The sequence below is a fragment of the Archangium gephyra genome (assembly GCF_049060025.1).
In the GTDB taxonomy this organism is placed as follows: Bacteria; Myxococcota; Myxococcia; order Myxococcales; family Myxococcaceae; genus Archangium; species Archangium gephyra_A.
This window is the reverse complement of the sequence record NZ_JBMEQQ010000002.1, coordinates 10246317-10261134: the sequence shown is the minus strand read 5'-3', so window position 1 is coordinate 10261134 and position 14818 is coordinate 10246317. Positions and strand designations below refer to the sequence as shown.

12 protein-coding genes and 1 pseudogene are annotated in these 14818 nt (G+C 70.4%); 7 read left to right on the top strand and 6 right to left on the bottom strand.

The features are described 5' to 3' along the window. Positions 1 to 4: 4 nt before the first annotated feature. From ACN28I_RS44855 to ACN28I_RS44835, 5 genes are all read right to left on the bottom strand, one after another. Positions 5 to 307: a hypothetical protein gene (locus ACN28I_RS44855; RefSeq protein ID WP_420948000.1), complete on the bottom strand. Its 303-nt coding sequence runs from the start codon at positions 305 to 307 to the stop codon at positions 5 to 7. 113 nt (positions 308 to 420) lie between these two features. Beyond that, on the bottom strand, positions 421 to 1164 hold the full coding sequence (locus tag ACN28I_RS44850; RefSeq protein ID WP_420947999.1) for a hypothetical protein: 744 nt from the start codon (positions 1162 to 1164) through the stop codon (positions 421 to 423). A 30-nt stretch (positions 1165 to 1194) separates the two neighbouring features. Further along, entirely contained in the window at positions 1195 to 3294 is a 2100-nt protein-coding gene (locus tag ACN28I_RS44845) for a hypothetical protein (protein ID WP_420947998.1), read from the bottom strand. Positions 3295 to 3461: 167 nt separating this feature from the next. Next, a complete protein-coding gene (locus tag ACN28I_RS44840; protein WP_420948837.1) occupies positions 3462 to 4214 on the bottom strand; it encodes a TIGR02265 family protein in 753 nt (250 codons plus the stop codon). Positions 4215 to 4250: 36 nt separating this feature from the next. Next, the gene (locus ACN28I_RS44835) at positions 4251 to 6362 is read right to left on the bottom strand and encodes an ATP-binding domain-containing protein (protein WP_420947997.1); all 2112 of its coding nucleotides are present in this window, start codon (positions 6360 to 6362) and stop codon (positions 4251 to 4253) included. Between the two features lie 179 nt (positions 6363 to 6541). Here ACN28I_RS44835 and ACN28I_RS44830 point away from each other — a divergent pair, with 179 nt between their 5' ends. Next, entirely contained in the window at positions 6542 to 7375 is an 834-nt protein-coding gene (locus tag ACN28I_RS44830; RefSeq protein WP_420948836.1) for a BsuPI-related putative proteinase inhibitor, read from the top strand. Positions 7376 to 7443: 68 nt separating this feature from the next. On the opposite strand, the pseudogene ACN28I_RS44825 reads toward ACN28I_RS44830, so the two are convergent. Beyond that, positions 7444 to 8046 (bottom strand): annotated as a pseudogene (locus ACN28I_RS44825) (DUF2780 domain-containing protein); the annotation flags it as partial. 97 nt (positions 8047 to 8143) lie between these two features. Between ACN28I_RS44825 and ACN28I_RS44820 the strand changes: the two are divergent. Genes ACN28I_RS44820 through ACN28I_RS44795 form a run of 6 tightly spaced genes read left to right on the top strand, consistent with a single transcriptional unit; the run spans position 8144 to position 14816 of the window. Continuing rightward, on the top strand, positions 8144 to 9031 hold the full coding sequence (locus tag ACN28I_RS44820) for a phosphate ABC transporter substrate-binding protein (RefSeq protein WP_420947996.1): 888 nt from the start codon (positions 8144 to 8146) through the stop codon (positions 9029 to 9031). Positions 9032 to 9080: 49 nt separating this feature from the next. After that, entirely contained in the window at positions 9081 to 9353 is a 273-nt protein-coding gene (locus tag ACN28I_RS44815) for a hypothetical protein (protein ID WP_420947995.1), read from the top strand. Position 9354: 1 nt separating this feature from the next. Next, positions 9355 to 11235 carry a DUF4129 domain-containing protein gene (locus ACN28I_RS44810; protein WP_420947994.1) on the top strand — a complete coding sequence of 627 codons (1881 nt, stop codon included), beginning with the start codon at positions 9355 to 9357 and terminating at the stop codon, positions 11233 to 11235. Then, entirely contained in the window at positions 11228 to 12526 is a 1299-nt protein-coding gene (locus ACN28I_RS44805; RefSeq protein ID WP_420947993.1) for a DUF4350 domain-containing protein, read from the top strand. The genes ACN28I_RS44810 and ACN28I_RS44805 overlap by 8 nt, the downstream gene beginning before the upstream one ends. Beyond that, the gene (locus ACN28I_RS44800; RefSeq protein WP_420947992.1) at positions 12523 to 13512 is read left to right on the top strand and encodes an AAA family ATPase; all 990 of its coding nucleotides are present in this window, start codon (positions 12523 to 12525) and stop codon (positions 13510 to 13512) included. Before ACN28I_RS44805 ends, ACN28I_RS44800 begins: the two co-directional genes overlap by 4 nt. After that, positions 13509 to 14816, top strand: a complete 1308-nt coding sequence (locus ACN28I_RS44795; protein ID WP_420947991.1) for a DUF58 domain-containing protein — start codon at positions 13509 to 13511, stop codon at positions 14814 to 14816. Before ACN28I_RS44800 ends, ACN28I_RS44795 begins: the two co-directional genes overlap by 4 nt. Positions 14817 to 14818: the final 2 nt, after the last annotated feature.

Sequence of the window (14818 nt, the reverse complement as noted above, 5' to 3'; positions counted from 1 at the left end):
GGACTCAGAGGCACTGCGGCAGACCCTCGGGCGTGCGGCGTCCGCAGCGGCCGGTGCCGGCCTGGTTGCTACAGTCCTGGGCGGAGACATAACCCCCCTGGCAGTAGACCCAGACCGTCCCCTCGCACGAGGAGACGAAGGACTCGTCACACGTCGTGAGGGGGTCGCGCGCGCAGAAGATGTTGCCCTCGTCCGGGCTGCTCTTGTCCGTGCGGCGCTCCACACGCAGCGGAGCGGGCTCCAGGCAGGGGTACACCACGGGAGAACCGGAGCCCACGAGCTGATCGATTCCGACGTGGCAATCCATGAGGTGCGGTCCCTGATGGCCCACCGCCTGCCATTGCTGGCGGGGCGGGCGCGGCAGGAACCGCTCGAACGAGGACCGAGCACGGAGCCCCAGCCGGAGCGGGGCTCGACGTCTCAGGCCACGGCGCGCAGCGGGGCCAGCATGTCCTCGGCGATGTGCAGGCAGTCACCCAGGAAGCGGATGTACGTCGTCATCGCCCGGGCGCCGATCTCCGCGTAGATGCGGCCCTTCTCCGGCGAGCGGGTGATGGCCTCCTGCAGCATCTTCTCGTTGAGCAGGGTATGGCCCACGTCCACGGCCACGTGCTCGATGAGGAAGGTCATCTTGTCGGCGACCTCCTTGCCCAGCACCGTCTCCACCTGCTGCATCAGGCGCGGCCCGAAGTACACCGCCAGGAAGCCGATCTCCCGCTCGATGGCGATCTGCCCCACCGGGTTCGGCCCCTCGATGGTCTCGTCATGGATCTGGCGGTACTCCTTCATGGACTCGGTGGGCGTCTGCGAGAGCAGCTCGTCGATGTTCAGCAGGGGCGAGCGCCGCGTATTCCAGTGCTGCACCAGCGAGCGGGCGTCGTCGATGGTCATCACGTGATGGCCCGTCTCGCTCTTCGCGTGGGTGATGAGCTGGTTGCCGAGCTTCTCCATCCCCTGCTCGATGCAGCGCTGGCCCGTGCGGCGGATCCACCCATCCACCGGCTCCGTCATGTACGCCGCGCGAGACATCCACTCGATGAGGAAGCGCTCCAGCAGCGCGGGCTTGATGTTGGGATCCAGGAGCCGGCGCAGGGAGGAGTCGGAGTCCAGACGGCTACGGGCAAGCAGGGTGTGGGGCTCGTACTGCGTCTTCAGCATGTCCATGGTGAGGCTCCTCGAAACGGTAAACGGAAATCAGTGATTGGGGTTGGAGCGCGAGCGTCCGACGGACTGCTCACTGACGTGCTCCAGGAACTCGGGGACCTGCGAGGCGGGGATGATCCACAGGATGGGCTGCGTCGCCGGGTCGTCATGCAGACGGGCCGTCTGCGCGTAGGCCCCATCGTCCTCGCACAGGAAGACGAAGGAGCCGCGCCCCCGGGCCGCGAACCAGCGGCGCGCCTCGTCCAGCAGCGCCACGTAGGCGCTCCGCTTCCCCTCGGGGGCCAGCGGGAACAGGCGCGCGGAGTCGAGCAGCCGGAAGAGGTTCGTCCCGGGGTGCCCCAGCTCGAGCACCAGCGCGGCCAGGGGAACGCCCTGACGGCGCGCCACGAGAATCCGCCGCTCCCGCTCCAGCCCCGCGCCCTGCCAGGCGCGCGACACGCCCCACAACTCCAGACGCTCCCGGGTGAAGTCCAGCGCCTCCACGTAGCAGGCCGGGCGGGTGCGGGCGATCTCCCCCGCCAGCAGGTACTTCTCCCCGATGGACGCCGGCCCGATGTCCAGGTCCCCCGCGGAATGCCCGCTCAGCTCATGGCACTCCACATCCATCATCCGCAGCGGCATCACCAGGTTCTGCCCGGTGCCCTGCGTCCGCTGCGCGAAGCGCACGTGCGTCCGGTAGATCCACGGCACCGTCGACTCGCCGTAGCAGAAGGCCCACTTGAACTCCGGATCCGACTGCGCGTGCTCCAGCGTGCGCAGGTAGACGTCCCGGAGGATCTGCCCCGGCGCCACGGGCTCGTTGGGCTTGCCGGGCCGCCGCCCCAACTGGTGCACCAGCCAGGAGTGACGGTAGGCCTTGAGCGTGGAGAACGACGCCTCCACCCCGCGCTCCGACGGCCACACCGTCTGGCAGATGAGGTGCGGAAGCTGCGCCGCGCGCTGCCCGAGGTCGACGAAGCTCCGGCGCAGCTCGGCGAAGTGCTCGGCCGACTTGCTCGCCAGGTTGAAGTAGCCCGAGGCGTCGTACACGTCCCACAGCGGCCCGAGATGGTCCTCGCTGGTGCGGGTCGCGGGGCTGAGCGTCTGGGAGACGAAGCGCGTCCACAGCGCCGCGTCCTTCTCCGTGCGCGGACGGATCTCCAGACCGGCCACCCGCCGCCCGTCATTCCGGGCGGGCGACACATGACGCACCTCGCCACTCAGGTAGAGACACTCGCCATCGGCCAGCTCCAGCTCCAGCATCAGGAAGAGGCCGGGGAAGACCAGGTCCTCGGAGCCGACGCACAGGCCCAGACCGGAGAACGAGAGGTCGGCCACCGCGCGCTCGCGCCGTCCCAGCTCCTTCCACAGGGGGTGATCGAAGCGCGCACGCAGCCCCTCGGGCGCCGCCACGCGGCGGTTCGCGCGATGACGCACCCGCCACAGCCGCTCGGGCAGCCGCGTCACCAGCGTGCCGTCCTGGGCAACGGACCCCTCCAGGCGCATCCGGTAGGCCGAGTTGTAGCCCACCACTTCAATCTCATAGGTGGGCTGGCCCCACTCCGCGCCCGGCTCGGTGCAACGCCAGTGCAGCAGGCCCCGCTCGGAATCCAGCCGCTCCAGCATCACCCGCACCGTCCGCCCCGCCCGGCGCAGCACGCCCCGGTTGTTCATCGCGGAGATGGCCGTGAGGATGGACTCGATGCGCTCGAGCCCGGAGATCTCCTCCTGCACCGGCAGGGGCGAGGCCTCCGGCTGGGCGCTGCCGCGAACGACGGCGTCCTCCAGCACGCTCAGGATCTGCCGCCCCTGCTCCGAGGAAACCCCCACGAACTGGATGCCCAGCGCGGAGCCCCGCGCGCCCGTCTCGCTCCAGCGCGGCTCGCCCACCAGCGGGCCGATGGCCGTCCCACCCGCGTCCAGACACACCGTCAGCGTCCGCTCACGCGACAGCACGCCCAACGTGTTCCCGGGATCCGCCCACACCGCCGTGGGGCTCAACTGCGTGGCCCGGCCCAGCACCACGCCCTGCTCGGGCAGCACCACCTGGATTCCACCCGGGCCATGCAGTGAATACCCCGAGTACGGACCCGTGACCGGTCCCGAGACCGCCGGTGAATGACCCATCAACCGTTCCGTGAAAGCGTGCATGGATTTCCCCTTGGCTCCCAATCCCTTGCATTGTGAGGAAACACACCGGGCCGAACCTCGTCAAGTTCCCTAATGGAAGTCATTGACTTTCGAGTCCAACTCCGTAGTACCGCGACTCGGGCGCAACTCCAGGATCCCCTCGTGTCCGCCCGGAGCGCGCCGTGATTTCAATTCCTTGCGTGCGCGCCCCGCGCCGCCGCGATAGGAATTGAAGCCCTCACTGGACTTTCCGAATAGACAATGGCTGGCGCGGAATACACGTTCAGACACCCCGGGCCCGCAGGGGTCCAATTCCTGTCTTGTGTGAAAGGGCCGGGAACTACCAGCGGATCCGAAGCAGGAAACTGCTGGCATCCTCGTCGGTCGTGACGGCCTCGAATTTCAAGACGTCCGGGCCCATCGAGAGAGCGGCGGAAGTGCTGGCGATCACCATGCCCGCGTTCCAGCCGAGGCCAATCAGATCCTGCTTGAAGATCGAGCTCGCCGGAGCTGGGACTCAGCCGGCGGTAGGAATGCTCACCGAAGTTCACCGCCACGGACGCGGCGCTCGGAATGCCTTCCAGGGTGCGGTGCACTCCGGACGCCGAGGCCACCAGGGCCCTCATCCGGCCCACGGCGCTGCGGACATAGGCGAGCCCCGCATCACGCCCGGTGAGGTAGATGGCCTCACCGTAGGTAACGCCCCGCGTCTCGGCGTCCTGCCCGATGATGTCGAGGATCCCCAGCATCCAGGCCACCGGGTAGCGGTAGTTCTCCACCAGCCGCTCGCCCTGGGTGATCTCCCGCCGGGCCCGCTCGGCGACCTCCGCGGAGGCACGCGCCGCCACCGACGCCAGCGCCGCCTCCAGGAACATCCCGGGGACCAGCTGCTCCGGCCGGCATCTGGACAGCCGTGAGAGCAACTGTGGGCGGTGCTCCATCATCGCCTACAGTTTGTCACAAATGTTCAAATTCCTTCAAAACGATTTTTCTACAATCAGGGGCGACCGGACCCCAGACGAGACAACCCAGAGCTGATGGGAAGTCCGGGTGATGGCAATGTGCAACCTTCGCCGCGCCTCGTCATGGGCGGGGTAGACGCGGGCGGTGGCGTCCGGGATGACGACGTAGTCGAACTCCAGCCCCTTGACGTTGTCCACGTCCGTCACATCCACGCCGGGCTCGAAGGAGAAGTCCCCCTCCAGGACGAGCCGGGCCCAGGACTGGTCCGCGACGACCCGGTGGAAGGTCCGCGCCTGGTCGGGGCCACTGGCGATGACGGCGACGGAGGCATGGGGCTCGCGCTCCAATAGATCTCTCAGCGCCTCGCCAATGAAGAGGTGGGCCTGGGCCTCGTCCGGGAAGTGGTGGAACCCCACGGGCGCCCCCTCGCGGCCGGCCTGGGGGGCCGCCGTGGCGGCCTGCGTGCCCAGCACCTTGCGCGCCAGCTCGGTCACCGGCCTCGGACAGCGGTAGGACACCTGGAGCCGGCACGTGGCCGCGTCCCGGATGCCCAGCTCCGAGAGCACCGCCTGCCACCCCGCGAAGCTCGTCGAGGTCTGCTGCATCTCGTCCCCCGCCAGCGTGCAGCTCCGCGCCTCGCCCAGCAGCTTGCCCACCACGAACAGCTCGAAGAGGGAGAAGTCCTCCGTCTCATCCAGCACCACGTGCACCAACCGCCCCACGGCACCCAGGTTCCCCCCCTGCGCCCGGAGGAAGAGCAGCAGCGGGAGATCCTCCACATCCAACGTGCCGGCCAGCTCGTCGGGCGTGTCGCTCTCCAGGGACTTGCCATCGAGCGTCTGGAGACGATCGGGGTCCACCCCCTCGAGCTCGCGCGCGAGCGGCGTGGCAATCTGTAGCATCGTGTGGCGCACCGTCTCGTCGACGGCCGTGAGCGGCAGGTCCCCCTTCGAATAGGAGACGACCCCCTCCAGGAAACGCCGGTCGGTGAAGACCTCGGCGAGCCGCTTGCGCAGGCGCGGCAGGGTGGTGGCGGAGGACTTGAGCACCCCCACGCGGGCCGCGAGCGCGAGCCGCAGGGCCGGGTGGCGTTTGAGTTTCGAGACGAGCGGCGGCGGCTCCTCCCACAGCTTGATGGCCTTGGCGCCAAAGGAGATGCGCGCGGCCGTGGCCGCCCAGGAATCGAGCGTTTCGACGGACACCTTCTCCAGTCCGAGCGGCGCGAGCAGGCGCCGGGACAGGCGCGCCAGACCCTCCTCGGGGACGATGACCTTCATCCGGGACTCGGGGTAGCGCGCGTGATCGTCGAAGGCGATCTTCGCGAGCCGGTGCAGGGCGACCGTCGTCTTCCCGCTGCCCGCGCTCCCCAGGACGAGCAGCGGCTCGTCCGCGGCCACGCTCACCGCCTCGAACTGCTCGGCGTCGAGCAGCGCGGTGACATCGAGCGCTCCCTCGCGCCGGGCAGCCCCCTCCCCTACGCCGAGCTGGCCCGGCCGTACCGCCGTCCCCGTTCCCCCCGCGAGCTGGGAAGCAGGCCCGGCGCCGGGCATCCGCCAGACGCCCTCGGGGGTGCGCACGAGCACGAGCGTGCCGGACTGGATGCGGATCAACCGCCCGCGCTCGATGACCACCAGCCGGCGCACCTCGACGGTCCCCTCGGACAGCCGCTCGCCGAACCACTCCTCATAGGAGTCCCCTTCCCCATACCGGTAGAAGACCCGGGCCACCGGGGCGAAGCGCCAATCAATGATGCGCACGTCGGCGGACGCATCCGCGAAGCTGGTGCGGCCCAGCAGGTAGTCCCGGATGCCGGCGGGCCCCTCCACGCGCAGGTGCGCGAAATAGGGAGCACTGACCTCGGGCAACTGGGCCGTCTCCTGACGCTCGAGCAGCGCCCGCGCCTGGGTCATCTGGTGCAGCAGGTGCGGGAGGTCGGCCACGGGCGCGGTCGCCGCCTCGTCACGCAGCACCTGCAGCTGGGCCACGAGGCCCTGCGTCTCCTGCGTGCGGTTGCCGCTCCGCTGCCTCGCGGCCTCCACCGAGGCGAGCACGCGAGCGAGGAGCGCCTCCTCTTCCGCGACGATGGCCCGCGCGTGCTCGGGCAGCTCTGCGACTGTTTGGCTCATGACAGGACGGTTCCGGTTGCGGCCATCATCCCACCCGCTCCCGGAACACCAGGAGGTTTTTCTCGGAACGCGATCCAATCCGTCATCGCGGCACCAATGACAGGTCACAACCCCCCCTCCTGAACGGAGCCCATACCCTCATGCGGATTGGAACAACTCGGATTGCATCGTTGCTGCCGGTGTGGACCCTTGCACTGCTCGTGTCGCTCGTGGCGTTCCCGGCGGCCGCCGACCCCCTGACGGTCACGGTCTTCACCGACAAGGCCACCTACGAGCGCGGTGAGCAGGCCCTCATCACGATGCAGGTGAAGAACACCTCCCTGCTGCCCGTGACGACCTCCTACTCCACCAGCCAGAAGTACGACTTCACCGCGCGTGACGCCAACGGCACCGCCGTCTGGACCTGGTCCCACGGCAAGACGTTCGGCTCCTCGACCAGCAAGACCTTCGCCGCGGGCGAGACCCTGGTCATCCAGGAGACCTGGACCTTCACCGACAACGCGGGCGCCGGGGTGTTCGACGGCACCTTCAGCATCACCGGCACCTTCCTGGGCAACTACCTGGGCCGGAGCGGCGCCAAGACGGGCACTCAGGACGTCTCCCTCTTCACCCCGGATCCGCTCGAGGTGACGTTCGCCACGGACAAGAGCTCGTACTCGAAGCTGTCGTCGTCCCCGGCCGCCCTGACCCTGACGGTCACCAACACCGCCTCCTACCCGGTGACGCTCGACTTCCAGAACGGGCAGAGCTTCGACTTCAGCGCGAAGAACTCCAGCGGCACCACCGTCTGGACCTGGTCCAACGGCAAGACCTTCGACCCGGCGCCGGTGCAGGCCGTGCTCGCCCCCGGCGAGTCCCTCCAGTTCACGGGCTCCTGGACGCTCAAGAACAACAGCGGCTCCTCGGTCCCTGACGGCTACTACACGGTCGACGGCACCTTCCTGGGCCAGTACTTCGGCGCGGTCCACCCCAAGGGCGGGGAGAGCACGGTCCGCGTGTACACGCTGCTCTGAGACACACGCCGATGACAGGAGCGCCCTTCCGCGTGAGGTTCCGCGGGAGGGCGTTTCCTTTTGTCAGCTCAGCGGATGAGGCCACCCAGCAGCCCGCCCAGGCCTCCACCGCCCTGGCCACCGCCACCGCCCGGCGTGTTGCCGCCCCCACCGCCCAGGTTGGCGAGCATCGGCATCACCGCGAGGATGCCCCCCACCAGCTTCGGATCCAGCCGGGACTTGAGGAAGTTGAGCAGCAACGGCGCCACCAGCGAGGCCTTGCCCGCGTCGAGGTTGAAGCGCTGCAGCAGCGCCACCACCCCCGCCATCTCGCCCGCATGACCCACGGCGCCACCGAGCGCGCCCATCAGCCCGCCTCCACCGCCGCCGGACTGCTGGCCCTGGCCTCCGAGAAGTCCACCCAGCCCGCCCAGTGCGCCCATCAGCCCGCCACCGGACTCCGGCGGAGCGGCCGGCTGCGTCTGCGCCTGCTGCTGCCACCCCTGCATCTCGGGAATGGCCTGGCCCATCTGGTCCGCCGCCTCCGGCCCCATCTTCTCCTTCACGGTCCCCTGCACCAGCTTGAGCAGCGAGCCCGCGAGCCCCTGCGCCTGGTTGGAGTCCACGCCAAGCTGCTGCGAGAGCTGTCCGATGAAGTCCATGCCGTTCTCCTCCGTCTCGTCGGGAGCGGCGGTTGTAGCGGACCCACCGCCGCCTTCTCACCGGAAAACCTCCCACCGGACGGCGGCGGCGTCCGTTGCAGGACGGATAGATGTGTATCCTCGCCCCATGAGAACGCAGTACCGCCCGCTCATCGCCCTCGTGCTCCTCACCCTGGTGTCCGGATGCAGGCGTCCCTCCGGGTCCGCTGGAGACGACGCGGGGACCCCACCGTCCCCCACGCCGGGACTCCAGGGCACCGTGACGGTGAAGGGCTCGGACACCATGGTCCTCCTCGGCCAGCGCTGGGCCGAGCAGTTCATGAAGCTGCACCCGGAGGTGAAGCTCCAGGTGACGGGCGGCGGCTCGGGCACGGGCATCGCGGCGCTCATCAACGGCACCACGGACATCGCCATGTCCAGCCGGCCCATCAAGGACGCCGAGCGGCAGATGGCACAACAGCGCCACCCCGCCGGCCCCGTGGAGCTCGCCGTGGCCCTGGACGGCATCACCTTCTATGTCCATGAGAGCAACCCGGTGGAGGCACTCACCATCGAACAGCTCAAGGCCATCTACCTGGGCGACCTCTCCCGCTGGAAGGACGTGGGCGGCAACGACGCGCCCATCGTCGTCTACTCGCGGGAGAACTCCTCGGGCACCTATGTCTTCGTGAAGGACGAGGTGCTCGACGGCGAGGACTTCACCTCGCGGGCCCTGACGTTGCCCGGCACCGCGGCGGTGGTGAACGCGGTGGGCCAGGAGCGCAACGGCATCGGCTACGGCGGCGCCGCGTACGCCAGACGGGTCAAGGAGTTGAGGGTGAAGAAGGACGCCCGGAGCGAGGCCATCGCCCCCACTCCGGAGAACATCCAGAACGGCTCCTACCCGCTCTCGCGCCGCCTCTACTTCTATCTCCCGAAGGAGGCCACCGGCGCCACCCGGGCCTTCCTCGACTACGTCCTGTCCCCCGAGGGCCAGGAGATCGCCATCACCGTGGGCTACTTCCCCGTGAAGTAGCCCTCCGAGCCGCTGGTACCCGCCGCCCGGGATTGCGTAGGCTGGGGCCATGATTCAGGGCTCGGGCCGCTGCCACTACCACCCGGAACGCACCGGGCTCGGCATCTGCGTGGAGTGCCGCCGCGTCATCTGCCGCGAGTGCACCACCCAGTTCGAGGGCATCAACCGGTGCGCCAGTTGCCTCGAAAAGCGCACCAAGGCGCTGGAGGGCCCCGCCGAGCGCCGGGAATGGACCGTGGGCAACATGCTGCTCGCCCTCATCGGCGCCGCTGTCCTCTATGGCGGCGTGCTGCTCCTCTCGCGCATGGCCTCGGGGCTCTGACATGGCCGTCTCCGCGCTCGAACTGCGGCCCCGGGGAGCGGTGGCCATCCTCGATGCGGGCCTGCGCGTGTGCGTGCGCAGCTCCGGCGTCTGGGCCCTCACCCTGCCCGGCGGGGCGCTCGTCACCGCGGCCCTGCTGCACCTGACGGACGCCATCACCCACAACCGCTCGCTGGCCCTGCCCGCACTGTGGTTCACCCTGGCGTGGCTCGCCCGGGGTCTCTTCCAGGGCGCCGCCTGCCACCACGTGCAGGAGTTGGTGCTCGGCCACGGCCCCGGAGAGCCCACGGCGTGGGCCTCGATGCGCGCCGCGCTGGCCCGCACGCCCAGCCTCCTGTGCGCCGTGGCGTACCTCTTCACCTTCAACGTGCTCTCGCTCGGCGTCACGCTGGGCTTCGCCTTCTTCTTCATGTCCGCGCACCTGGTGGGCTACGCCGCCACCGTGCAGGGCCGCGGCAGCCCCCTGGGCTTGTACGGGTTGTGCTCGCAACTGCTCGGTCCGGCACGGGGAGGCGCCTCCGGCGTGCGCATCCTCCTGCTGGTGCAGTTCCTGGCCTTCCTCAACCTCCACATCGCCGCCAACGCCCTGCTCTACGTCGGCCGCAAGCTGATCGGCATCGACCTCACCTTCGCCGAGCGCTTCGCCTCCCTGGACAACTCCGCCTGGGTCGTCTTCCTCGCGGCCGTCACCTTCACCCTCTTCGAGCCCCTGCGCGCCGCCACCGCCACGCTCCTGCTCGTGGATGGGCGGGTGCGCCAGGAGGGCCTGGACTTGATGGCCGCCGTGCAGCAGCTCCCCACCCGGAGCACCGGCGCTCGCATGGAGGCCCGGAGCGCGGTGCTCGTCCTGCTCGCCGTCCTGGGCACCAGCCTCCTGGCCATGCCCGCCCGGGCACAGGCCCCCGTGAAGCCCCCGTCCCGCGCGGACACGGAGCGGAGCTTCCAGGAGCTGGCCGGGTACTGCGACCTGAAGGCACCCGCGACGAAGGGCTGGCGCCAGACGCTCGACTCACTGAGCCCCACCGAGGCCCTGAAGTTCCAGCGGCTCGTGCGCGACGTGGAGAAGGACGTCCTGGAGAACGAGGACTGCGGCGCCCTGAACCGGCTCGAGCAGGGCATCACCCTGGCGGCGCAGACGGCGGAACAGGAGAAACAGCAGGCGGATGCGCGGGCGGCCCAGGCGCGGGCCCGGGACATCCTCGCGCGCGCCGAGTTCCAGGTGCCCGAGCCCGAGGCCCCCCAGGAGGACGCGCCCGAGGAGGCGCCCCCATCGGGCCTCTGGCAGCAGTTCATGAAGTGGTTGCTGGACGTGCTCGAGAAGCTCTTCCGCAACGCGGAGCAGCCCTCCCAGGTCCGCGACTTCCCGAGCGGCGGAGGCCAGGCGCTGTCCAACGCGGTGGTGGTCGTCGTCATCGCCGCGGCGCTGGTGGTGCTCGTGCTGGTGCTGCTGCGCGCGCTCGGCAAGGCGAAGGCCGGAGAGGACGCGCGGCTCGAGGTGAGCACCCGGGACGCGTCCACCCTGGCGGCGGATCCGATGAACGCCCTGGCCCGTCCCCCCGAGGGCTGGGCCCAGCTCGCCGACGAGCTGGCCGCCCGGGGCGAGTACCGCGAGGCGGTGCGCAGCCTGTACCTCGCCCTGCTCTCGCGCCTGCACCGCGAGGGCGTCATCCACTACGACACCACGCTGAGCAACTGGGACTACCTGCGCCAGTTCCGCAGCCGCCGCGAGTGGGTGCCCTCCTTCCGCGAGCTGACGCTGCGCTTCGACTTCGCCTGGTATGGCAACCTGCCGGTGGGCGCCGACGGCTACCGCGACTTCCGCGCGCTGTGTGCGCCGATGCTGACCCCCACCCCCGCCACCCCGGAGGCCGCCGGTGCGTGACCGTTTCCCGCTGCTCGTGGTGGGAGGATTGATCGTCACGGCCGTGCTGGGCTCGTGGCTGGTGCGCGGCGCGGCCCGGGGCGGTTTCGCCGACACCCTCTCCACCTGGCGCGCCCAGCCCGATGGGGCCCGAGGCCTCTTCCTGCTCGCCCAGGAGAGTGGACTCCCCGCCGTCCGGCGGACGGCCGACTTTCGCATCCTCCAGAAGGGCACGGGCTCTCCGGTACTGCTCGCGGTGGAGGTGGAAGACGCCCGCGAGGATGACCCGGACCAGACGGCGCTCGCCGCCGGACGCGAGGACGGGTTGGAAGATGAGGACGTCCCCCGCCACGGATTCAACCGGCTCCACGTCCCCGAGCTCAGCGAGGAGGAGACGGAGAAGCTGCTCGAGCATGTGAAGGCGGGCAATACCCTCGTCTACGTGCCGTGGGGCTCCAAGGAGAACCCGCTGCTGGACGCGCTCGGGGTGAAGCTCTTCAAGGCGGACACCTCGCTGCCCATGCGCACGCTCGTCCCGCCGCTCTCCAGCCCGTACACGCTGGGCGTGGAGCGCGTGGAGGCGAAGGTGCAGGCCTACCTGGAGCTGCCCGAGAAGGGCGCGGTGCCGGTGCTGGCCGACGAGCCGCTGCGCATGACGGTGGCGGCGGTGGTGCCCTACGGCGCGGGCAAGGTGCTGGTGGTCGGCGCGCCGGAGCTGGCGATGAACCAGGCGCTCGCGCGGGCGGACAACGCGCAGTTCTGGCTGAGCGCCCTGAGTGCCCTGGGCCCGGGCCCCTACGAATTCGACGAGCACCACCACGGCTTCACCAACGAGCGCTCGGTGGTGGACTTCGCCCGCCGCTACGGCCTGCACTTCGCGGTGGGGCAGTTGCTGCTGGGGCTGTGCCTGTGGGCGGTGGCCCTCAAGCGCTTCGGCCGCCCGCGCGCGCCGCCCGAGGCCATGCGCGTGGGGGCCACGGACGCCCTCTTCGCCATGAGCCGCCTGTACCGCGAGGGCCGCCACCATGGTTTCGCCGCCGGCCTCATCACCCGCGGCCTCACCCAGGAGCTGGCCCTGCACGCCGGCCTTCCCGCCCACGCCCCCGCCTCGTCCGTCGCCGAGGGGCTGGCCGCACGCGGGCGGGAGGACCTGGCCAACGGCCTGCGCGCCGTGGTCCGCGACGCCGAGACGGTGTCCGGCGAGGGCGACTTGAAACACCTGGCCAGCCGCGCCGCGGTGCTGCGCCAGCGCATCCATCCTTCCGGGCCGCCCTCGCGCGCGCTCGCTGCTTCGACCCCCGAGGAGTCATGACTTCCACCTTCGCCCCCACTCCCGCCAGCAACGCCGTGGCCGCCGCCCACGCCATCCGCGAGGGCGTGCTCTCCGAGGTGCGCAAGGCCGTCGTCGGCCAGGACGAGCCGCTCGAGTTGATGCTCGTGGGCCTCATCGCCGGTGGCCACGTGCTGCTGGAGGGCGTGCCCGGCGTGGCCAAGACGCTCATGGCCAAGGCGCTCGCACGCGCCGTCAGCGCGGACTTCAAGCGCATTCAATTCACCCCGGACCTGATGCCCTCCGACATCCTGGGCACCAGCATCTTCGACCTGAAGAGCCAGGCCTTCGTGCTGGTGCGCGGCCCCATCTTCACGGACCTGCTGCTGACGGATGAGATCAACCGCGCCCCGGCCAAGACGCAGTCCGCGCTGCTGGAGGCCATGCAGGAGCGCGGCGTGTCGCTGGAGGGCCGCAACATGCCCCTCTCCCCGCTCTTCACGGTGTTCGCCACGCAGAACCCGGTGGAGTCCGAGGGCACCTACCCGCTGCCCGAGGCGCAGCTCGACCGCTTCCTCCTGAAGATCGACGTGGGCTACCCGGCCCCCGAGGAGGAGGACGCCATCCTCGCCTCGGTGCACCGGGGCTTCGACTCGGGAGACCTGGCGCGCGCGGGCGTGGGGCCCGCGGTGACGAAGGAGGGCGTGCTGGCGGCGCGGGCGGCGCTCAACGAGGTGACGGTGGAGCCGCCGGTGCTCTCGTACGTGCGCAAGCTGGTGGCGGCCACGCGCTCCTCCAGCCGCATCCGCCTGGGCGCGGGGCCTCGCGCGGGCGTGCACCTGCTGCTGGCCTCCAAGGCGCTGGCGGCACTGCGCGGCCGGGGCTTCGTCACACCGGATGACGTGCGCTTCCTCGCCGGGCCCGTGTTGCGCCACCGCCTGCTGCTGTCGCCGGACGCGGAGCTGGATGGGGCCACGCCCTCGGACGTGCTGCGCGAGGTGGTGCAGTCCGTCGAGGTCCCCCGGTGATTCCCACCGGGCGCCTGTGGGTGCTGCTGTGCCTGCTGGCCGTGCCGATGATGGCGGCGGGATTCTTCCCGGGCCTCGGTGGCGTGGTGCTGGTGCTGGATGTGCTCGCCCTGGCGCTGGCGGGGGTGGACTTCCTGCTGGCCCGCCGGGTGCGCCTGGAGGTGAGCCGGAAGCTGCCCACCCGCCTGTCCGTGGGCGCGCCCAACAAGGTGGAGCTGCTGCTGGTGCACCGCGGCGGCCAGGCGGTGGACGTACGCGTACGCGACGACGTGCCCGAGTCCTTCACCGCCACCCCCGAGGAGGCCCCGCTGCACCTGCCCCCGGACAGCCAGACGCGCTGGGTGTACCGGGTGTCCCCCTCCAAGCGCGGCAAGTTCGCCTTCGGAGACGTGCACGTGCGGGTGCGCGGACCGCTGGGGCTCGTCTTCCACGAGCGGCACTTCCCCTCGGCCCAGAACGTGTCGGTGTTCCCGGACCTGCGGGGCGCCAGCCGCCTGCTGCTGTCCGGTGCGGCGTTGGACCTGGTGAACCTGGGCCTGCGGCAATTGCGCCGGGATGGCCGGGGCAGCGAGTTCGCGCGGCTGCGGGACTATGCGCAGGGAGACTCGGTGCGCGAGGTGGACTGGAAGGCCACCGCCCGCCGCACGCGGCCCGTGACGCGGGTGATGGAGTCCGAGCGCTCGCAGTCCATCCTCATCTGCGTGGACGCGGGGCGCTCGATGGCGGCGCAGGTGGACGGGCTCACCAAGCTGGACCATGCCGTCAACGCGGCGCTCTTCCTCGCCTTCGTGGCGGTGCGCAACGGGGACCGGGTGGGGCTGGCCGTGTTCGCGGACGGGGTGAAGGCGTACCTGCCTCCGGCGGCGGGCCGCCTCCAGTACCGGAAGATATTGGACACGCTCTACTCCACCACGCCGAGCCTCACGTACGTGGACTACCTGGCGCTCTTCAAGGAGCTGAACGTACGCCTCACGCGGCGCAGCCTGCTGTGCGTGTTCACGGACTTCCTCGACGAGGAGCAGGCCGCCACCATGGTGGCGCCGCTGCACCGGCTGGCGCGGCGGCACGTGCCCCTGTGCCTGTCCGTGCGGGACACCGCGCTGGCGGCCCTGCTGCGCACCGAGCCCGCCGGGCCCGAGCAGGCCTTCCAGCAGGCCGTGGCCAGCGAGCTGCTCACCGACCGCGAGTCCCTCAAGGCCAAGGTGAGCGCCGGCGGCGTGCAGATGCTCGACGTGCAGCCGGATGAGCTCAGCCTCGCCGCCGTCAACCGCTACCTCGACATCAAGGCGCGCGGCGTGCTGTAGCC